General features: G+C 59.1%; 18 protein-coding genes. 8 read left to right on the top strand and 10 right to left on the bottom strand.

Annotation, left to right across the window (positions count from 1 at the left end):
- The first annotated feature begins 91 nt into the window (after positions 1-91).
- Positions 92-1,249: a ribonuclease D gene (gene rnd / locus ACZ5FP_RS10100; RefSeq protein WP_223615704.1), complete on the top strand. Its 1,158-nt coding sequence runs from the start codon at positions 92-94 to the stop codon at positions 1,247-1,249.
- Between the two features lie 78 nt (positions 1,250-1,327).
- Positions 1,328-2,248 (top strand): DMT family transporter, encoded by a 921-nt coding sequence (locus ACZ5FP_RS10095; RefSeq protein ID WP_464659918.1) that lies wholly within the window; start codon positions 1,328-1,330, stop codon positions 2,246-2,248.
- Between the two features lie 10 nt (positions 2,249-2,258).
- On the opposite strand, the gene ppx is transcribed toward ACZ5FP_RS10095, so the two are convergent.
- Both ppx and ACZ5FP_RS10085 read right to left on the bottom strand, forming a co-directional pair.
- The gene (ppx, locus tag ACZ5FP_RS10090) at positions 2,259-3,770 is read right to left on the bottom strand and encodes an exopolyphosphatase (protein ID WP_346306212.1); all 1,512 of its coding nucleotides are present in this window, start codon (positions 3,768-3,770) and stop codon (positions 2,259-2,261) included.
- Positions 3,767-5,968, bottom strand: coding sequence for an RNA degradosome polyphosphate kinase (locus tag ACZ5FP_RS10085; protein WP_105735647.1), 2,202 nt, complete (start codon positions 5,966-5,968; stop codon positions 3,767-3,769). The genes ppx and ACZ5FP_RS10085 overlap by 4 nt, the downstream gene beginning before the upstream one ends.
- A gap of 337 nt (positions 5,969-6,305) precedes the next feature.
- On the opposite strand from ACZ5FP_RS10085, the gene ACZ5FP_RS10080 reads away from it, so the two are divergent.
- Positions 6,306-6,554, top strand: coding sequence for a zinc-finger domain-containing protein (locus ACZ5FP_RS10080; protein ID WP_105735649.1), 249 nt, complete (start codon positions 6,306-6,308; stop codon positions 6,552-6,554).
- Positions 6,555-7,832, top strand: coding sequence for an FAD-dependent monooxygenase (locus ACZ5FP_RS10075; RefSeq protein ID WP_464659915.1), 1,278 nt, complete (start codon positions 6,555-6,557; stop codon positions 7,830-7,832).
- On the opposite strand, the gene ACZ5FP_RS10070 is transcribed toward ACZ5FP_RS10075, so the two are convergent.
- The 6 genes from ACZ5FP_RS10070 to ACZ5FP_RS10045 all read right to left on the bottom strand — a co-directional run bounded on the left by ACZ5FP_RS10070 (position 7,793) and on the right by ACZ5FP_RS10045 (position 13,870).
- Positions 7,793-8,524 (bottom strand): TIGR02117 family protein, encoded by a 732-nt coding sequence (locus ACZ5FP_RS10070; protein ID WP_464659914.1) that lies wholly within the window; start codon positions 8,522-8,524, stop codon positions 7,793-7,795. The genes ACZ5FP_RS10075 and ACZ5FP_RS10070 overlap by 40 nt on opposite strands.
- Positions 8,521-9,324, bottom strand: coding sequence for an amino acid ABC transporter ATP-binding protein (locus tag ACZ5FP_RS10065; RefSeq protein ID WP_288194976.1), 804 nt, complete (start codon positions 9,322-9,324; stop codon positions 8,521-8,523). The genes ACZ5FP_RS10070 and ACZ5FP_RS10065 overlap by 4 nt, the downstream gene beginning before the upstream one ends.
- A gap of 11 nt (positions 9,325-9,335) precedes the next feature.
- On the bottom strand, positions 9,336-10,493 hold the full coding sequence (locus ACZ5FP_RS10060) for an amino acid ABC transporter permease (protein ID WP_464659912.1): 1,158 nt from the start codon (positions 10,491-10,493) through the stop codon (positions 9,336-9,338).
- 2 nt (positions 10,494-10,495) lie between these two features.
- A complete protein-coding gene (locus ACZ5FP_RS10055) occupies positions 10,496-11,689 on the bottom strand; it encodes an amino acid ABC transporter permease (RefSeq protein ID WP_464659911.1) in 1,194 nt (397 codons plus the stop codon).
- A 122-nt stretch (positions 11,690-11,811) separates the two neighbouring features.
- The gene (locus tag ACZ5FP_RS10050; protein WP_223615697.1) at positions 11,812-12,840 is read right to left on the bottom strand and encodes an amino acid ABC transporter substrate-binding protein; all 1,029 of its coding nucleotides are present in this window, start codon (positions 12,838-12,840) and stop codon (positions 11,812-11,814) included.
- 232 nt (positions 12,841-13,072) lie between these two features.
- Positions 13,073-13,870, bottom strand: a complete 798-nt coding sequence (locus ACZ5FP_RS10045; RefSeq protein ID WP_464659909.1) for a phosphatase PAP2 family protein — start codon at positions 13,868-13,870, stop codon at positions 13,073-13,075.
- 134 nt (positions 13,871-14,004) lie between these two features.
- On the opposite strand from ACZ5FP_RS10045, the gene ACZ5FP_RS10040 reads away from it, so the two are divergent.
- From ACZ5FP_RS10040 to copM, 3 genes are all read left to right on the top strand, one after another.
- Entirely contained in the window at positions 14,005-15,183 is a 1,179-nt protein-coding gene (locus tag ACZ5FP_RS10040; protein WP_464659907.1) for a cystathionine beta-lyase, read from the top strand.
- Positions 15,184-15,238: 55 nt separating this feature from the next.
- Positions 15,239-15,598 carry a hypothetical protein gene (locus ACZ5FP_RS10035; RefSeq protein WP_464659905.1) on the top strand — a complete coding sequence of 120 codons (360 nt, stop codon included), beginning with the start codon at positions 15,239-15,241 and terminating at the stop codon, positions 15,596-15,598.
- A gap of 61 nt (positions 15,599-15,659) precedes the next feature.
- Positions 15,660-16,040, top strand: coding sequence for a CopM family metallochaperone (gene copM / locus ACZ5FP_RS10030; RefSeq protein ID WP_463011372.1), 381 nt, complete (start codon positions 15,660-15,662; stop codon positions 16,038-16,040).
- A gap of 84 nt (positions 16,041-16,124) precedes the next feature.
- On the opposite strand, the gene ACZ5FP_RS10025 is transcribed toward copM, so the two are convergent.
- Positions 16,125-16,475 (bottom strand): BRA0787 family protein, encoded by a 351-nt coding sequence (locus ACZ5FP_RS10025; RefSeq protein WP_223615692.1) that lies wholly within the window; start codon positions 16,473-16,475, stop codon positions 16,125-16,127.
- Positions 16,476-16,854: 379 nt separating this feature from the next.
- Between ACZ5FP_RS10025 and ACZ5FP_RS10020 the strand changes: the two genes are divergently transcribed.
- Positions 16,855-17,181, top strand: a complete 327-nt coding sequence (locus ACZ5FP_RS10020) for a hypothetical protein (RefSeq protein WP_223615691.1) — start codon at positions 16,855-16,857, stop codon at positions 17,179-17,181.
- A gap of 81 nt (positions 17,182-17,262) precedes the next feature.
- Here ACZ5FP_RS10020 and ACZ5FP_RS10015 read toward each other — a convergent pair whose 3' ends face one another.
- Positions 17,263-17,976, bottom strand: coding sequence for a hypothetical protein (locus ACZ5FP_RS10015; protein ID WP_464659902.1), 714 nt, complete (start codon positions 17,974-17,976; stop codon positions 17,263-17,265).
- Between the last annotated feature and the right edge of the window lie 569 nt (positions 17,977-18,545).

The raw sequence follows: 18,545 nt of genomic DNA, 5'->3' as shown, positions 1-18,545 counted from the left end.
TTTGTCGGCCTATCAACCATATAGACGCGACAAGCAGCGAAGAAACTCGGACAGGCGAGACAAATGCATTTCCATTCGCTATAGAAATTTCATGACCATGATTACAACCACAGATCAGCTTGACCAGGCTGTAGCCGCCCTTTCGCAATCCGATTTCGTAACAGTCGACACGGAGTTCATCCGGGAGACCACGTTCTGGCCGGAGCTTTGCGTTATCCAGCTCGCATCCCCTGATCATACTGCCATTGTCGATGCCCTCGCCCCGGGTCTCGATCTTGCGCCGTTTTTCCGGCTGATGGCGGATGAGACCATCGTCAAGGTGTTCCACGCGGCGCGGCAGGATATCGAGATCGTTTTCCATCTCGGCAATCTGATCCCCCATCCGGTCTTCGACACGCAGGTGGCGGCCATGGTCTGCGGCTTCGGCGATGCCATTGCCTATGACCAGCTGGTGCAGCGGGTGAATGGCGCGCAGATCGACAAGTCCTCGCGCTTCACCGACTGGCGCCGCCGCCCGCTCTCCGACAAGCAGCTCGACTATGCGCTGGCCGATGTCACCCATCTGCGCGACATCTATCTGCACCTCAAGGCAAAGCTTGAGGAAGAAGGCCGCACCGACTGGGTCCTCGACGAGATGAAGGTGCTGACGGCGCGCGAGACCTATGACATGCATCCCGACGATGCGTGGAAGCGCCTTAAGATGCGCCTGCGCAAACCGCAGGAGCTTGCCGTGCTGCGCAGCGTTGCCGCCTGGCGCGAACGCGAAGCGCGCGAGCGCAACGTGCCGCGCGGCCGCGTGCTCAAGGACGACGCCATTTACGAGATCGCCCAGCAGCAGCCGCGTGACGTGGAAGCAATGGGCCGGCTGCGCACCATCCCCAAGGGCTGGGAGCGCTCCAGCATCGCCACGGGGCTGCTCAATGCCGTCAACATCGCACTGGACCTGCCGAAGGAAGACATGCCGCGCCTGCCGAAATCCGTGCAGTCGCCGGAAGGTGCAGGAGCGGCGGCCGAACTGCTGAAGGTTCTGCTGCGTCTCGTGACGGAAGAACACGGCGTTGCCGCCAAGGTTGTCGCAACGTCAGACGAGATCGACCGGATTGCCGCGGAAGGCGATGCGGACGATATTCCGGCCCTGCAGGGCTGGCGCCGCGAGGTCTTTGGCGAAAAGGCGCTGCAGCTGATCAATGGCGAGTTGTGCCTGAAGTTCGAGAACAAGCGGATCCGGGCCGTGCCCTGCACGGACTGATACTTCGGCCTAAACCGAAGTACCGGCCCGCCAAAACTGGCTAGCATCGGCCCGTTGAAACCATGCTGATGTGAGGCAATGATGTCTGCTACCCCCGTGCAAACCCCGTCTCCGGCCAGAGAACTGGCGCTTCTCGCCATTCTCGCCACGCTATGGGGCGCCTCCTATACCTTCATCCGGGTCGGGGTCGAGACGATCCCGCCGGTCACCTTCATCGCCGCCCGCACGCTGATCGCCGGCGGACTGCTGCTGGCCATCATCAAGCTGCGCGGCCTTGCCCTGCCGCGCGATCCGGCGATCTGGAAGCGCTTTCTCATCCAGGCCTGCATCAACAGCGTGATCCCCTTCACGTTGATCGCCTGGGCGGAATTGACCGTCAATGCCGGTCTTGCCACCATTCTCAATTCGACAACGCCGATCTTCGCCTTTCTGCTGACGGTCCTGATCACCCGCCACGAAGCCGTGACCACGCGAAAAGTCTTCGGCGTGGCGGCCGGTGTCATCGGTATTTCCCTGATCATCGGGCTCGAGGCATTCAACGGCATCGGCAAGGAACTGGTGGCGCAGCTTGCCATCGTTGCGGCAACGATTTCCTATGCGGCGGCCGCAATCTTCGGCAAGGGTTTCAAAAATCTCGATCCGATGATGCCCGCCGCTGGCTCGATGCTCTGCGGCGCCGTCATCCTCATCCCGGTCAGCCTCGTGGTCGACCGGCCATGGACGCTGGCGCCCTCCGCCCACTCGCTGCTCGCGCTGCTTGGCCTTGCCGTGTTCTCCACCGCCCTCGCCTTCGTGATCTATTTCAGGCTGATCAACACGCTGGGCACGGTCGGCACGACATCGCAGGCCTATCTGCGCGTGCCGATCGGCGTCGGCATCGGCGTATTGTTTCTCGGCGAAAGCCTGGCATCGACCGCATGGATCGGCCTGGTCTGCGTGATTGCCGGTGTCGCGGCGATGACCCTGCCCGGACGCAAGAAGGCGGCTATCGCCGCCTGAGCACCGGCACTTATTTGCCGATGGCCATTTTCAGCGGCTTGCCCGTCAGTTTCGCCAATTGCTGCAAGCGGCCTTCCGGCACATCGCCGATCAGGTCGGCATTCCTTGCCGCCACTTCAAGGTAGATGCCGTCAGACGCCTGTTTCCACGAGAGGTTGGGAACCACCCCCGCCATCGATGCGGAAAACGGATAAACAATCCGCATGATCGCCGCCAGTATCTTCGAATATTCCAGCAGCCGCGGCGTGGCGAGCGCGGCCAGTTCCGGGTCTGCCGCGTTGTTGGCAATACCCTCGTGGCGGAAGAAATTGGCGAGCGCGATATAGGCACGGCCCGGATGATCAATGCCGACAAAAGCGGCGTTGGAGATCATGTTCAGCGCCTGCGAACCGCGATAATCGGGATGGGCACGCCAACTGATATCGGCGATCAGGCAGGCCGCGCGGCGATAGCGCTTCTCGTCCTCCGTCTCGTCATAGCCGAGCGCGGCAAAGGCATCGCCGCTCCAGTCCGCCAGCTCGCGCGCATAGGCGGGCGAGCGGGCGCGCAGCACGGCCAGTTCATCGGCGGCGGCAATCAGCGGGTCTTCCAGCTGCTCGGATTCCGACAGCAGCGAGAACAGAAACCCTTCCCGCACGCCAAGGGCCGAAAAGACAACCTTTGACGGACGCATCTTGCGGATGGTCTCAAGCAGGGCGATGGCGCCATAGGACAAGAGTGCACGGCGGTTCTTCGAGACATCCTCGATCCCGCGCATATTGTCGAGATTGCCGTCCGCGACGCGCTTGAGAAAGCGCTGTGCCTCCTCGAAGGGAATTTCATAGTGGTGCATGACGTGCAGCGGATAGTGCTCGGCGCTCATGTGCAGCTTGGCGAGGTTTCGCCACGTGCCGCCCACGGCGTAGAACGCCCGGCCCTTGCCCTTGGCCAAAAGCTTGGCCGATTCCAGCGTCTTCTTGGCGATATCGGACGCGGCGGAAAGATCGCCGTTCGACATATCCTGCAGACGCAGGCCGCCCAGCGGCAGGGTGATGCCGTCGCCGATGGTGCGGCCCTTGACGTCGACCAGTTCGAGACTGCCGCCGCCCAGATCGCCTGCGATACCATCGGGATCATGAAAGCCGGAGATGATCCCCAGCGCGGAATAATAGGCCTCTTCCCGACCGGACAGAACCTTGATCGGTTCTCCCAGAACGATTTCGGCCTGGGCGATAAAATCGGGACCGTTTTCGGCTTCGCGCGCTGCCGCCGTCGCCAGCACATCCAGCGAGCGGGCGCCCGCCTGATCGGCCAAGGCGCGGAACCGGCGCAGCGCCCGCAAGGCGCTTTGCACAGCCTTTTCATTCAGCTTGCCGGTTTTTACCAGGCCTTTGCCAAGGCCGCAGAGAATCTTTTCGTTGAAAAGGACGGTCGGCGAACGGGTAACCCCCTCATAGACGACCAGACGTACAGAGTTCGAGCCGATGTCGATGACACCGGCCGGATGGCGTCCTTGCACACGCCCCTGCGCTGCGGATATCATGCAGTCTTGTTTTTCGCTGCTTTGGATCGCTTGCGGTGAGCGATCAAGCGTGGTGCTGAAGACTTCAGCGACTTGCCGCGGCCGGACAGGCTGGGATTTGTCATGAAATATTCCTGCGCGTTAAAAGCATCTTCTCCATCCGCCGGAACAATCCGGCGCGACGTACCGTCTGCTAGTAACTCGTAACTCTGCTGATTGTCGAGAAGGTTTGCCAGCATAATCTGTGAAAGAAGCTGTTGATGCACAGTTGGATTGGTGATCGGAACCAGCGTTTCGACGCGGCGGTCGAGGTTGCGGGTCATCATATCGGCTGAACCGATATAGACGAGCGCCTTTTCCGACGGCAGTCCCGCACCGTTGCCGAAGCAGAAAATACGGCTGTGCTCGAGAAAGCGGCCGACGATGGATTTCGCCCGGATCGTGTCGGAAAGGCCCGGAACCTGCGGGCGCAGGCAGCAGATGCCGCGCACGATGAGGTCGATGTCGACGCCGTGCGTGCTGGCATTGTAGAGCGCATCGATGATCTGCGGATCGACCAGCGAATTCATCTTCATCCAGATTGCCGCCGGACGGCCGGCCTTGGCGTGCTCGATTTCTTCGGCGATGTGCTGGAGAATGCGCGGGCGCAGGGTGGTCGGCGACACGGCAATGCCCATCTCACCCGAAGGCTGCGTATAACCGGTGATGAAGTTGAAGATCTGGGCTACGTCGCGGCCGATGGATGGCTCGCACGTGAAGAACGACAGATCCGTATAGATCTTGGCGGTAATCGGGTGGTAATTGCCCGTGCCGAGATGCACGTAGCTGCGCAGCTTCTGTTCCTCGCGGCGCACGACCAGCGACATTTTCGCATGGGTTTTCAGCTCGATGAAGCCGAAGACGACCTGAACGCCGGCGCGTTCCAGATCGCGCGCCCAGCGGATATTGGCTTCTTCGTCAAAGCGCGCCTTGAGTTCGACCAGCGCCGTCACCGACTTGCCGGCATCGGCCGCGTCGATCAGTGCGCGCACGATCGGGCTGTCATTGGAGGTGCGGTAGAGCGTCTGCTTGATGGCAACCACTTCCGGATCCGCCGCCGCCTGGCGCAGGAACTGCACGACGACATCGAAGGATTCGTAGGGGTGGTGCACCACGATGTCCTTTTCGCGGATCGCTGCAAAGCAATCGCCGCCATGCTCGCGCACCCGCTCGGGGAAGCGTGGGTTGTAGGGTACGAACTTCAGGTCGGCGCGCGGAATGCCGACGATTTCGGAGATGGTGTTGAGCGCCAGAAGACCTTCGAGCACGCTGATGCGGTTGTCGGGAACACCGAGTTCCGTCGCCACGAAGGCGCGCAGCGATTCCGGCATTTCATCATCGAATTCGATGCGGATCACCTGGCCGCGGCGGCGGCGCTTCAGCGCGCTTTCGAACAGGCGCACCAGATCTTCTGCTTCTTCCTCCACCTCGATATCGCTGTCGCGGATGATGCGGAATGTGCCGGCGCCCTTTACCTCGTAGCCGGGGAACAGCCGCCCGGTGAACAGGCTGATGGCATCCTCAAGCGTCAGGAAGCGGAAACGTCCGGCATCGTCGGGAATCTGGATGAAACGTTTCAATGCCTGCGGCAGGCGCAACAGCGCCGTCATCGGACGGTTGTCGATGCTGCGGCTCAACAGCATGGCGATGGTGAAACCGAGATTGGGAATGAACGGGAACGGATGTGCCGGATCGATGGAAAGCGGGGTCAGGACGGGATAGATGGTTTCGAGGAAGTGATCCTCGAGCCAGAGGCGTTCGCTTTTGGTCAGCTTGTCCGGGCGGACGATCTCGATGTTTTCCGCCAGCATCTCGACGCGCAGTTCATTCAGGCGCAGCTGCTGGGCGGCCTGCAGTTTGCCGACCTCATCGAGCACGAATTCCAGCTGCTCCTGCGGCGTGCGCCCGTCCGGGCTGCGATTGGCTACTCCGGCACGCACCTGCCCGGCGAGACCGGCAATACGCACCATGAAGAATTCGTCGAGATTGGCGGCGGAGATGGACAGGAAGCGTAGGCGCTCCAGCAGCGGCTGGTGCACATTGTGGGCTTCTTCCAGTACGCGGCGGTTGAACTGCAGCCAGGAGAACTCGCGATTGACGAAACGGTCGACACTGGTGTGCAGATCCGGCAGACCGATGGCTTCGACTGCATTCGTTATGGCGGGTGACTGATCGTTCATTGTCATTCTCCGATTGGAATAGTCCCGTCAAAAGCGGAATCACAGGCCACATTAGTCAAGTCTCTTGAAGGTTTTATAGCAATCGCGGCCCAATCCCTCCTCAGCCCGATAAAAATCGGCACGCGGCAGCTTACACCGGAACCAAAGCCTTTCGCGATGAATTTCTCATGCGGCGCCTGACGGAAAACCCGCCATAATGCCGGTTGCGGCGGAACCAGCCGCCTGTTGTGTCAGATTGCCTCGCTTTAGCGCCGCAGAAGCGATTTTCTTCGCCGCGGAATTGCTCTATGAGAAAGACAACACCATTGCCTATCGACTGAAAGCCCAGGAGCGACACATGGCCGGACACAGCATTCCCCACTTCCAGAACAGCGCTGGTCACGCCGCCATCAGCATTGGCGTCAAGGAATTCATGTGCGTCGGCGCCAATCCGCCTTTCGATCACCCGCATGTCTTCCTTGACCTTGGCGATGACAATGAAAAGGTCTGCCCCTACTGCTCGACCCTGTACCGCTACGATGCGTCGCTCTCCGCCGGGGAAACTGTTCCTGCCGGCTGCACCTATGTGGACGACAAGGCTGCCTGATTGCAAACGCCCGTCATCGATCTGAAGACGGCTCGCAACAGGCGAACTCCCAATCCTGATCAAATCATCATTGCGGGTGCCGGTATCGCCGGCCTGACACTGGCGCTGGCGCTGAGCGCCAAAGGCTTTGCCGTCCAGATCTTTGAGAAGAGCGCCATTCTGGCCGAAGCGGGCGCCGGATTGCAGCTTTCGCCCAATGCCACCCGCCTGCTCGGCCGCCTCGGCGTCCTGGACAGGCTGATGCCTCATGCCGTGCAGCCGGATGCGGTCTGCCTGCAGGATGGCGTGAGCGGGGAAAAGCTGCTGCACCTGCCCATCGGCAAGGCCGCGGCACAACGCTGGCACGCGCCCTACATCGTCTGCCACCGCGCCGACCTGCAGCAGGCACTCCTTGCCGAAGTGCGCCAGCGCGGCAACATCGCCATGCAGCTGGAATCGGCCGTTACCCATCACAACAGCGACGCTCAGGGCGTGCTGGTTCGCGTGCAATACAACGACCGCATCGAAGAGCATCGCGGCGCCCTGCTGGTGGGCTCCGACGGTGTCTGGTCGAACACCCGCAATGCGCTGTCAGACCTTGATCGCGCCCGCTATACCGGCTCCATCGCCTGGCGCGTGTCCGTGCCTGCCGATCGCCTCCCGGCCTCGTTCAGCGCCCTCCTGCCTGAAGGAACCAATGTCGTTGCCTGGACCGGCAGCAATGCGCACCTCATCGCCTACCCCATCCGTTCGGGCGAGCTGATGAATTTCGTGGCGGTGGCGCGCGACCGGAAAAACCCCGGGCGCTGGGACATCGAAGTCAATCCGCAGGCCCCGAACCAGAATTTTACCCGGGATTTCTACTGGTGGCATCCGGGCATCCGCGATCTGGTGCTGTCGGCCGGCCAGTGGACACCCTGGCGCCTGTTCGAAATGAAGCGGTGCAGCTTCCTGCGGGATGAGCGGCTTGTGCTGATCGGCGACGCGGCCCATGCGATGACGCCCTATGCGGCCCAAGGCGCAGCCATGGCCATCGAGGACGCCTGTGCTCTCGCCGCCGCACTCGGCCATGGCAGCGAGGACTGGCCCGCAGCGCTGGCGGCCTATGCCAGGAACCGGACAAAGCGCATCGAGTCCGTGGTGCGGCGCGGCGCGCTCAATCAGCTGGCCTATCACGCCAAGGGGCCGGTGGCGCTTGCCCGCAACCTGCTGTTGCGCAACCGGCCTGCTGAAAAGTTCGTGGCGGGTTTCGACTGGCTTTATGGATTTGATGCGGAAAAGCCCAACGGCGAGATTTGATCGCCACTCGCATTGTTATAGCGCTTGAGTGACCAGACCAGGCTTTGCGGCAAGGGATTCCAGGCGCCGGTGCGCAGGCCGCCTGCCCGCAATACGGCGCCGGTCCAGGTATTGCAGCCGAGCAATGCGGTGAAATAGCCATTGGCTTCGAAGAAACGGTCATTCAGACCATATCCGGCGCCTTCGATCATCATCGCCTTGCCCTCGGCGTTCAGCCGGAAACTACCGAGCATATGTACAAGCATCGCTTCGAAGGCTTCGGGGCCGACCGTCAACCGCTCGATACCGGGCTGGTCCGTGTTGACTACCCCGATGGGCTCCACATGCATCGTGGAACGATCAAGCGTCAAACCACGCATCAGGGGCATGAATTTGAGTTCGGCCCAGGTGGGGGTTTCAAGATAGAAGCTGCGCCCTCCCCAGCCCACGACAATCCAGGCAATGCGCGGGTCGGTCAGTTGGAAATTCTCCCCGTTCAGGATGGACAGCCGCGCCATGACATCGGGATCGGCGGGAAATGCGATGTCCGTATGAATGGGATTGGACAGGAGAAGGACGGTACGGCCAGCCAGCGGCGGAGAGGCTGTCTGCGCGAAGAACGACCGCGGTATCAGGGCACCAGCCACAAACAGCAAAACAGCGGCCACGAGGGCCGCTGCGATGGATGTGACGACGATGCGCAGAATTCTCAATGCAGGATCTGGCTGAGGAACAGCTTGGTGCGCTCGTGCTGCGGGTTGTCGAAGAATGCCGCCGGTTCGTTCTGCTCGACGATCTGGCCCTGATCCATGAAGATCACACGGTTTGCCACCTGGCGGGCAAAGCCCATTTCGTGGGTGACGCACACCATGGTCATGCCCTCTTCGGCCAGTTGAACCATGGTGTCGAGCACTTCCTTGATCATTTCCGGATCGAGCGCCGAGGTCGGCTCGTCGAACAGCATGATGCGCGGGTTCATGCACAGCGAACGGGCGATGGCCACGCGCTGCTGCTGGCCGCCGGACAGCTGGCCGGGATATTTGTTGGCCTGTTCCGGAATCTTGACGCGCTCGAGATAATGCATGGCAATCTCGTCCGCCTTCTTCTTCGGCATCTTGCGCACCCAGATCGGCGCGAGCGTGCAGTTTTCCAGGATGGTCAGATGCGGGAAGAGGTTGAAGTGCTGGAACACCATGCCGACTTCGCGCCGGACTTCATCGATCTTCTTCAGGTCGTTGGTCAGTTCGATGCCGTCGACAAGGATCTTGCCGCTCTGGTGCTCTTCGAGGCGGTTGATGCAGCGGATCATCGTCGACTTGCCCGATCCCGAAGGTCCGGCAATGACGATGCGCTCGCCGCGCATCACCTTGAGGTTGATGTCCTTGAGGACGTGGAAATCGCCATACCACTTGTTCATGTTGGTAATCTCGACGGCTACATCGGTCTTGGAGACCTGCATGAGCGAGCGGTCGACATGAATTTCGGATGGATCGACAACGTTTTGAGTGGTCATGCAGATGCTCCTTAGCGTTTATGTCCTGTGTCCAGCCTGCGTTCCATGAAGATGGAATAACGCGACATGCCGAAACAGAAAATCCAGAATACGAAACCGGCGAAAATCAGGCCGGATATGGGGGTTTGCGGGGATGCCCAATTGGCATCGTTGAAGTGCTGACGCACGGTTCCGAGCAGATCGAACATGCTGATGATGGAAACCAGCGATGTATCCTTGAACAGACCGATGAAGGTGTTGACGATCCCCGGGATCACCATCTTCAGCGCCTGCGGCAGGATGATGAGGCCGGTTTTCTGCCAGTAGCTCAATCCCAGCGAGTCAGCACCTTCGTACTGCCCTTTGGGAATTGCCTGCAGGCCGCCGCGCACCACTTCCGCCATATAGGCCGATGCGAACAGCGCCACGCCGATCAGGGCGCGGAGGAACTTGTCGAAGGTCACGCCCGGCGGCAGGAACAATGGCAGCATGTAGCTGGCCATGAACAGCACGGTCACCAGCGGGATGCCCCGCACCATTTCGATGAAAACGACGCACAGCATCTTGATGACGGGCATTTTCGAACGCCGCCCCAACGCCAGGACGATGCCGAGCGGCAAGGACACGGAAATGCCGACGAAAGACAGGACCAGCGTGACAAGCAGACCGCCCCACGTCGCGGTTTCGATATAGGGAAGGCCAAACCAGCCGCCAACCAGCAGGAAGAATGCAACGATCGGGAAGACAAAGAAGAACACGATCGCGTTGGCGGATTTGAAGGGAATCCTCGGGATCAGCAGCGGAACCAACAGGACGACGAACATGACGCCGACAATGTTGACACGCCAGTGCTGGTCCTGCGGATAGCGGCCATACATGAACTGGTTGAAATTGGCGTTCACATAGGCCCAGCAGGCACCCGACCAGCCTTCCGGCTGGGTACCGCCCTGGGACACCGTCGCGCAGACCGCCCGATCCACCCCCGACCAGGAAGCCTGGACGAACAGCCAGTTGATCATCGGCGGCACGAACCAGGCGAGAAGGAAGAGCGCGAACACCGTCAGAGCGGCATCGACGGGCGTTGCCATCAGGTTGATGCGTATCCAGCGGACGATTCCCCGCTCGCCCAGCGGCGGCGTCTGGCCCTGCAGCATTTCGGTACGAACGAAACTTAGATTGTTGTCGGCCATGATCAGCGCTCCACCAATGCCATTTTGGCGTTGAACCAGTTCATGAACAGCGATGTGAGCACGCTCAGGCTGAGATAGATCACAATGAATATCGCCACCACTTCAATGGAACGGCCGGTCTGGTTGAGGATGGTTCCGCCGACGGCAAACAGATCGGGATAGCCGACTGCGACCGCAAGCGACGAGTTCTTCGTCAGGTTGAGATACTGGCTGGTCAGTGGCGGAATGATGATGCGCAGGGCCTGCGGCACGACGACGAGCCGCGTCGTTGTTCCCGCGCGCAGCCCGAGCGCATGCGACGCCTCACTCTGGCCTTTTCCGACGCCGCGAATGCCGGCCCGGACGATCTCGGCGATGAAGGATGCGGTGTAGAAGGACAGCGCGAGATAGAGCGACATGAACTCCGGTCCGACCAGAGCGCCGCCCTTGATGTTGAAGCCGCCGAGTTCCGGATAATTCATGGTGACCGGAAAGCCCTTGAGCGCGAATGCCAGGAAAGGCAGGCCGATGATCAGCGCCAGCGATGTCCACAACACCGGAAAGCGCTGGCCGGTGGCCATCTGCCGTTTATAGGCCCAGCGACGGACCAGAAAGGCGCCGACGACGGCAAGCACAAAGGCAACGCCAGCCAGCCAGGCACCCTGGCCGAAAACCGGCACGGCAAAGAAGAAACCGCGATTGTTCAGGAAACTGAACGGCAGCGCGATGCTCTGTCGTGCCTGGGGCAAAACCGCCAAAACGCCGGAGTACCAGAAGAAAATAACCAGCAGCGGCGGGATATTGCGGAAAACCTCGACATAGACCGTGCACAGTTTGCGGATGAGCCAATTGTGCGAAAGCCGCCCGACACCGATGATGAAGCCGATGATGGTCGCGGTGATGATACCGACGACGGCAACCAGCATCGTGTTCAAAATACCGACATAGAGCGCCTTTATATAGGTCGAGTCGCTTGAGTATTCGGTGAACGGATGCGAGCTGATATCAAATCCGGAGCGGCCATCGAGAAAACCGAAACCCGTTGCCAGATTGGCGCGCTGCAGATTGGCGATAGTATTGTTGACAAACCAGTAACCCACAGCGACCAGTACAACCAGAACGACGAGCTGATAGATATAGCCGCGAATTCTCGGATCGTTCAGAAGTGATACTTTGGCGCTGCCTGTACCGGCAGGCGTAATATCCTGCGATGCCATTGACCCCTCATTTCTTTTAACCGTTTATTTTTATTATTTTTATTTTTGTTATTTTTTTAATTGTTCCCCCGGAAAGGAGGACGAGCCCCCTTCCCGGATTTCAGATCGATGACTTCAAAAAATCAGCGGATCGGCATTGCGTATTGCAGGCCGCCCTTGCTCCACTGAGCATTGATGCCGCGCGCAATCTTCAGCTTGCTGCCGGAACCGATATTGGATTCGAACACTTCGCCGTAGTTGCCCACGGCCTTGACGATGTTGACAACCCAATCATTGGTCAGACCGAGATCCGTGCCAAGCTTGGTGTTGGCTTCCTGGCCGAGCACGCGCTTGATTTCCGGGCTGTCGCTCTTGATCAGATCCTGGACATTGGCCTTGGTGATGCCAAGCTCTTCGGCCGTCAGCATGGCGTAATGCACCCAGCGGATGACGTGCGCCCACTGGCTGTCGCCCTGGCGGACAACGGGACCGAGCGGCTCCTTGGAAATGATTTCCGGCAGAACGACGTGATCGTCCGGTGCCGAGAGCGTCAGGCGAATGGCGTACAGGCCGGACTGGTCCGTGGTGTACACGTCGCAACGTCCGGCATCATAGGCGGCGTTGACCTCTTCAAGCTTCTCGAACACGACGGGATTGTATTCCATCTTGTTGGCCTTGAAATAGTCGGCCAGATTGAGTTCCGTCGTCGTGCCGGACTGAACGCAGACCGAAGCGCCCGAAAGCTGCAATGCGGAATTGATACCCGACAGCTTCTTGGCGTTGATCATGAAGCCCTGGCCGTCGTAATAATTGACGCCGGTGAAATCAAAGCCCTGCGAGTCACGGCTCAGCGTCCATGTGGTGTTGCGAATCAGAACGTCGATTTCACCGGACTGCAGCGCTGGCAGGCGGTCCTTGGCGGAAAGCGGCGTGAATTTCACCTTGGTTGCATCGCCAAAAATGGCGGCGGCGACAGCGCGGCAATAGTCGACGTCAAAACCGGACCATTCGCCCTTGTCGTTCGGCGAAGCAAACCCGGCCAGACCGGTGTTGACGCCGCATTGCAGAAAGCCCTTTTTCTTGACGTCATCCAGCGTGCCGGCGGAGGCCGCAGAAGCCAGCAAGAGCAGCGCCGATACCCCCAGAACGCTCTTCAAAACGAGATTTTTCATAACGACTAAACCCTTTTAATTGTTGCCCGTGGTTCCCAAGAGAGAAATTTTACATGCCGGTGGGTTCCCCCACACCCTTTTAAGGCTCCAGCATGTCTCCCATTCACCCCTGTATCGAAGGCCATTCTACGTGTTTGGTCAAGGGATAATCTTTGCTCAATATTTTTGCAGAAACGGCCGAATGGCTGCTTCGGAATGGAATTTTCGATTATTTCTTGGTCAAAAACCCCGATCAGCGCCAGAAGCGCTCGCGAAAACGCAAAACCGGGAAGAATCGAGTGCCATCGAACAGAAAGGCCGCCCGGCGCCCGGCGAGGAATCTGGCAAGTGCAAGGGTGAACAGGAAGCCCACGCTGTAGCCCGCGACCACATCCGTCGGATAATGCGCCCTGGCGATGATGCGCGTAAAGGCAATGAACATGGTCGCCAGGATGATCGGCACGCGCCAGCGCGGAAACCAAAGCGCCAGAACCGCGCCGACTGCCCCCATCGTGGTTGAGTGCCCCGAGGGGAAACTGGCGAAATCATACCCTGCGTGCAACGGCGAAAAGCCGTTGGCTCCAAGGGTGTCGATGAATTTCGGCCGGGCCCGCCCGATGCAGAACTTGGCGATATTGGTGAGAATTCCCGACAGCGCCACGGACCAGAAGGCAAACGTCGCCTGGGCATAGATCAGGCCGAGACGCACGCGTTTGGCATGGGGCAGCTTGCGCCAATCGATGTCGATCAGGCAAACCGCAATGAAAAAGGCCGGGATCAGATACCATTGCGACAAACCGATATCCGTCATCAGCCGCAGGGAACTCAGCGGCCCCTGATGCGAGGACAGGTTGCGCGACAGCGGATCGTCGAAGGGATGCAGCAGCAGAATGAAGAAAAAGATCAGGACCGCCGCCATTGACATGCCCCCGGTCCAGGCCGCCGGGCTGTTCGGATAGGCCGGTGCCCGCATGCGGCGCAGGAAATTGACGATCGAGCGGCGCGCGCGCTTCAGGCCGGACAGGGATTGCGGATTGCTGGCATCAGTCATTGTTTCTCCCATCGACCCAAGCGGCCTTATTCTTCCACGCCTGCTGTGCTCGCCTGTTGCAACAGGAACGCCGTGGCCTTATCGACTTCTCCCAGCAGTTACAATTGTTGGCATCGCAGTGCAGAGGATATTCCATGGGCAGAGAGTCGGACAAAATGGCAAAATTCGGGATCAACACACGCCTGGCCCATGGAGGCTACGATCCCCGGGATTATCACGGTTTCGTCAATCCGCCCATTGTCCATGCCTCGACGGTGCTGTTCCCCGATGCGGAAACCATGGCCAGCCACAAGCAGAAATACGGCTATGGCACGCACGGAACCCCCACGACCGACGCGCTGTGCCAGGCCATCGACGAACTGGAGGGTTCGTTCGGCACGCTGCTCGTGCCGTCCGGCCTTGCCGCGGTAACCATTCCCCTTCTGGCGTTCCTGTCGCCGGGCGATCACCTGCTGATGGTCGACAGTGTCTACGGCAACACGCGCTATTTCTGCGATACGACGCTCAAGCGGCTCGGCATCGAGGTCGAGTACTACGATCCGCTGGTCGGCGCCGGCATCGAAACGCTCATCCGTCCCAACACGGCTGTTGTCTTTACCGAATCCCCCGGCTCCAATACGTTTGAAATTCAGGATATTCCGGCAATCGTCGAGAAGGCGCACGCGGCAGGCGCCATCGTCATGATGGACAACACCTGGGCAACGCCGCTCTACCTGAAGCCGCTGGATTTCGGCGTCGATATCTCCATTCACGCGGCAACGAAATATCCGTCCGGCCATTCCGATATTCTCATGGGCACGATTTCCGCCAATGAAAAATGCTTCAGGCAGCTGGACGATACCTATACGGCCATCGGTCTGTGCGTGGGCGGCGACGATGCCTATTACGTCCTGCGCGGCTTGCGCACGATGGCACTGCGTTTGGAGCGCCATGGCGAAAACGCGCTCGAAATAGCGCGATGGCTGGAAAAGCAGCCCGGCGTGATCGAGGTTCTGCATCCCGCGATTGAGAGCCACGCGGGGCACGCCCTGTGGAAGCGGGATTTCAGCGGCGCTGCCGGTGTGTTCTCGATTGTCATTGAAGGCGAGACGAAACAGGCCCGGGCTTTCCTCAATGCCCTTGATATTTTCGCGCTCGGATATTCCTGGGGCGGCTATGAGAGCCTCGCGCTTCAGGTCAACCTGTCCGACCGGGTGCTGACGGGCAAGCATTACAAGGGTCCGCTCATCCGCCTGCAGGTTGGCCTCGAGGATACCAAAGACCTCATCGCCGATCTGGAAAAGGCGCTCGCCGCGGCAAGACATGCGCAATAACGCAATAAACAGAAGGTGATTTCGCCTTGCCGATTGTTCCTGTTATGAAAACGCCATGAGCAGGCTTGCCATTCTTCTGACGTTCCTCACGGCGTTTTCCGTCGGCTGGGTGCCCGTGTTTGCGGCGCCCGTCCGGTTGGCCGACGAAATGGCGGTACAATCGGCCGGTCAGATGGCCGGCCACGCCCATGCCTGTGCCGGCGACCAGAAGCATTGCACGGACACGGCCAAGCTGCCCCATCCCGCGCTATGCTCCGCCTGTATCGCCATTCCCGCCATCGGCATTGCCGCCGTGACCACGGCTTCGACCCGGATGCTGGTGCCGCACGGCATGGAACTGCCCCTCATTGCCCAGGCCAGCGCACCGCTGTCGCCGCCGCCCAAACCGCTATTGATCGCTTCCTATCCTTCATAACGCACGGGTGAACAGGTCATAGCCTGTGCTTGTCTGTCTGACCCAAGGAAAGATCAATTCGATGAAAACCTCTTATTTCTCCGCCGCAGCCCTTGTCTGCGCCCTCGCCTTCACCGCACCAGCCCTGGCGCAGGAGCACAAGATGATGAAGCATGATGCCATGGCGATGCAGCCAACCGGCGATCAGGGCCCGTCATCCAAGGCATTTGCGCAGGCAAACACCAAGATGCACAAGGACATGTCCATCAAATTTTCCGGCGATGCCGACAAGGATTTTGTCCGCGGCATGGTTGCGCACCATCAGGGCGCAATCGACATGGCCAAGGTGGAGCTGAAATACGGCAAGGATGAAGAAATCCGCAAGCTTGCGACCGATATCATCGCCGCGCAGGAAGGCGAAATCAAGCAGATGAAGGCCTGGCTGGCCAAACATGGCGGCTAAACCGCCGCGCCATCCATAATTCATGCCAAAAAAATTACCCGCCGGGTCAAAGCGGCGGGTAATTCAAAAAGCGTCCAATGTGTCTCAGGAGGCGTTGTGATGCTGCATTTCGTAGGAGGCCGCGCGTTTCTGCAGGCTCAATTCCCATAGACTATGGGCAGCATCGGCATAGGTTGACGTACCGGCCTTGAACTCCGCCGAACGCAATGGCAGCAAGTCTTCCACGACATCCAGCGTTCTCGATGGAAGAATGTCGGTGCAGGTCCACAGACGCCGGAACACGGCGCTGATCAGAACCTGCCGGTCGTTGACCTCGATTTGAGGTTCATCGTGCCCGAGTTCCCAATCCTCCAAAGCATCAAGGGCGTCTTGAAAGGCACTATGCAATATGATGGGCGCGTGGCCGTCATGAAGTGGGTGCAGCAAACCAGGCATTCCTGTCTCCTCACTCTTGCGTTGCAATGCCGGGTGCTCCCGGAAACAGAATCATAAGGGCGAGCGGGCGTCATCAGCAAGCCAAAACTTCAATACAAGACCAATTGGCTAGAGATTTCTGATTAAATCGATATTTCACTACAGTTTTAAACATCGACGTTGATATATTCATTATGAAAATCAGCACAACACATTGATGAATTTGAGTTTACAGGCAAATCATACGGCAGCGACGTTGCCGCCGTCCACCGCCTTCCCCTGGCCTGGAGCAATGCTGCGCTGCCGCAAGTGCCGGCGAACTGATTCACGCTGCCATCTTGCCAAAACGGCGGCATTGGCCCATTCATGTCCCGCTATTCGTGATCGAGGAAATTGGCACATGACGACGAAACACCTTCCGCTGATTATTGTGGCTGTGCTGCTGGCCGGCTGCGGCAATATACAGGGGCAGCTTGATCGCGAGAAAATTTCATCCCTGCACTACGATACGGTCGAGTGCCCCGCTTTGATTGCGCAAAAGAACAGCGCGATGGCCGAGATCAGCAGCCTGACCAATGGCGCGGGCTACCGGGAACCGAGCGTGATCACGGGCTTCGGTCCCATTCTGCCGGATTATCGCACCGCCAACCAGAAGAAGGCCGGCGCCCTGCAAGGACAGGTTGATTCCATGACCCGCTCCATCGCACGGCGGAAATGCACGGGCTGATTGCCCGGCAGCCACCCGCCGCGCCGGTCCCGGCAAAGAAATGGCCCCTTACGGGGCCATTCTTGTCTCATGCACCTGTTCTCATGAGCCGCGCAGCAGCTTGCACAGGGCAACCAGCGAGCTGTCATAGCTCGTCGCGTTGGATGAAATTTCCGCACAGCGGATTTTCAGCTTCATCCTGTCCTGGGCCGTGAGCTGTGCCAGCCTGGCGGCGACCGCCTTGTTGTTCACACCGGGATTGAGGCTGCCCGGCTTGGTGCCGCCGCCAAGGATACCACCACCCGTCGTGACCCCGCCGGTACTGACACCGCCGGGACTGGTACCGCCCGGGCTGGTGCCGCCCGAATTGCTGCCACCACCAATGCCGACGCCGACCCCGGCGCCAATGCCACCGGTTCCACCGACATTGGCTCCAGCTCCTGCGCCGATCCCGCCTGATCCGATATTTGCGCCAGCTCCCGCTGTCACACCGCCGGATCCGCCGACATTGGCGCCAAGTCCGGCACTAACGCCATTGTTGACGCTGGCGCCCGCCCCCGCATTGATTCCGTTTGAACCGCCGATCGATGCGCCCACGCCCGCGGCAACACCCTTGGAGCCGCCAACCGATGCATCAGCACCCGCCTTTACACCGCCGAGATTGGCGCTGGCACCAACGCCCAGACCGCCATTCTGCGAACCGCCGACTGAAACGCCGCCCACCGACAAACCTCCGGCAAGCGCCGACGTTGTAAGCACCGCAAGTATGAAAGAGCCAGCTACAATGCAGCTCGTCTTCTTTTCGAACTTATTCATTACAACCTCCCGATTATTACTACTTTGCCCAAGCATTCACAAACCAAGAACACCGATATATGCATCAATAATCGAAATAAATCAATACAACACTTATTACTCAATACATATTTTCTAAATAACATCATTAAAAAACAAAAGTTTTACGCGCAACAATGATGTGTTGCGTATTTTTAATTCTATCTGTTAATTTATTTTCTTAAAATTCTAAACTTCCATCGATCTCCACCGCAAAAATCTCCAACCTCATCTGGAATGGATATATTGCGATACGTAAGAACATGGGATTTAGTTTCATTCCTCAATATTTTTTCTTTCTTATTATAAAGTGCTTCATATTTGCTTTAGGTGATCCGTGATGAAATTGGAAAAACACATGATTACTTACATTTTTAATGAAAACTTATTTTGAAGGGTCCCCTCGAACGCCACCGGACGGTTGCATCTGCTTGCCCAAGCGTTGGCATTGCCGGGGATCGGGCGATAGCGCAGCGGTTTTGAGGGGCCAGCGTCGGGGTACGCCGCACGGCACGGCGCGGGAAATGCACGCCCTGCGGTCATGACTTTCA

The organism is Phyllobacterium sp. T2-21, from assembly GCF_055378485.1.
This window is presented reverse-complemented; position numbering and strand designations above follow the sequence as displayed.

Bases quoted from the DNA above. Each gene is read 5' to 3' on its own strand.
- rnd (WP_223615704.1), top strand. From the start codon at position 92: ATGACCATGATTACAACCACAGATCAGCTTGACCAGGCTGTAGCCGCC.
- ACZ5FP_RS10095 (WP_464659918.1), top strand. From the start codon at position 1,328: ATGATGTCTGCTACCCCCGTGCAAACCCCGTCTCCGGCCAGAGAACTG.
- ppx (WP_346306212.1), bottom strand. From the start codon at position 3,770: ATGATATCCGCAGCGCAGGGGCGTGTGCAAGGACGCCATCCGGCCGGT.
- ACZ5FP_RS10085 (WP_105735647.1), bottom strand. From the start codon at position 5,968: ATGAACGATCAGTCACCCGCCATAACGAATGCAGTCGAAGCCATCGGT.
- ACZ5FP_RS10080 (WP_105735649.1), top strand. From the start codon at position 6,306: ATGGCCGGACACAGCATTCCCCACTTCCAGAACAGCGCTGGTCACGCC.
- ACZ5FP_RS10065 (WP_288194976.1), bottom strand. From the start codon at position 9,324: ATGACCACTCAAAACGTTGTCGATCCATCCGAAATTCATGTCGACCGC.
- ACZ5FP_RS10060 (WP_464659912.1), bottom strand. From the start codon at position 10,493: ATGGCCGACAACAATCTAAGTTTCGTTCGTACCGAAATGCTGCAGGGC.
- ACZ5FP_RS10055 (WP_464659911.1), bottom strand. From the start codon at position 11,689: ATGGCATCGCAGGATATTACGCCTGCCGGTACAGGCAGCGCCAAAGTA.
- ACZ5FP_RS10050 (WP_223615697.1), bottom strand. From the start codon at position 12,840: ATGAAAAATCTCGTTTTGAAGAGCGTTCTGGGGGTATCGGCGCTGCTC.
- ACZ5FP_RS10045 (WP_464659909.1), bottom strand. From the start codon at position 13,870: ATGACTGATGCCAGCAATCCGCAATCCCTGTCCGGCCTGAAGCGCGCG.
- ACZ5FP_RS10040 (WP_464659907.1), top strand. From the start codon at position 14,005: ATGGGCAGAGAGTCGGACAAAATGGCAAAATTCGGGATCAACACACGC.
- ACZ5FP_RS10035 (WP_464659905.1), top strand. From the start codon at position 15,239: ATGAGCAGGCTTGCCATTCTTCTGACGTTCCTCACGGCGTTTTCCGTC.
- copM (WP_463011372.1), top strand. From the start codon at position 15,660: ATGAAAACCTCTTATTTCTCCGCCGCAGCCCTTGTCTGCGCCCTCGCC.
- ACZ5FP_RS10025 (WP_223615692.1), bottom strand. From the start codon at position 16,475: ATGCCTGGTTTGCTGCACCCACTTCATGACGGCCACGCGCCCATCATA.
- ACZ5FP_RS10020 (WP_223615691.1), top strand. From the start codon at position 16,855: ATGACGACGAAACACCTTCCGCTGATTATTGTGGCTGTGCTGCTGGCC.
- ACZ5FP_RS10015 (WP_464659902.1), bottom strand. From the start codon at position 17,976: ATGAATAAGTTCGAAAAGAAGACGAGCTGCATTGTAGCTGGCTCTTTC.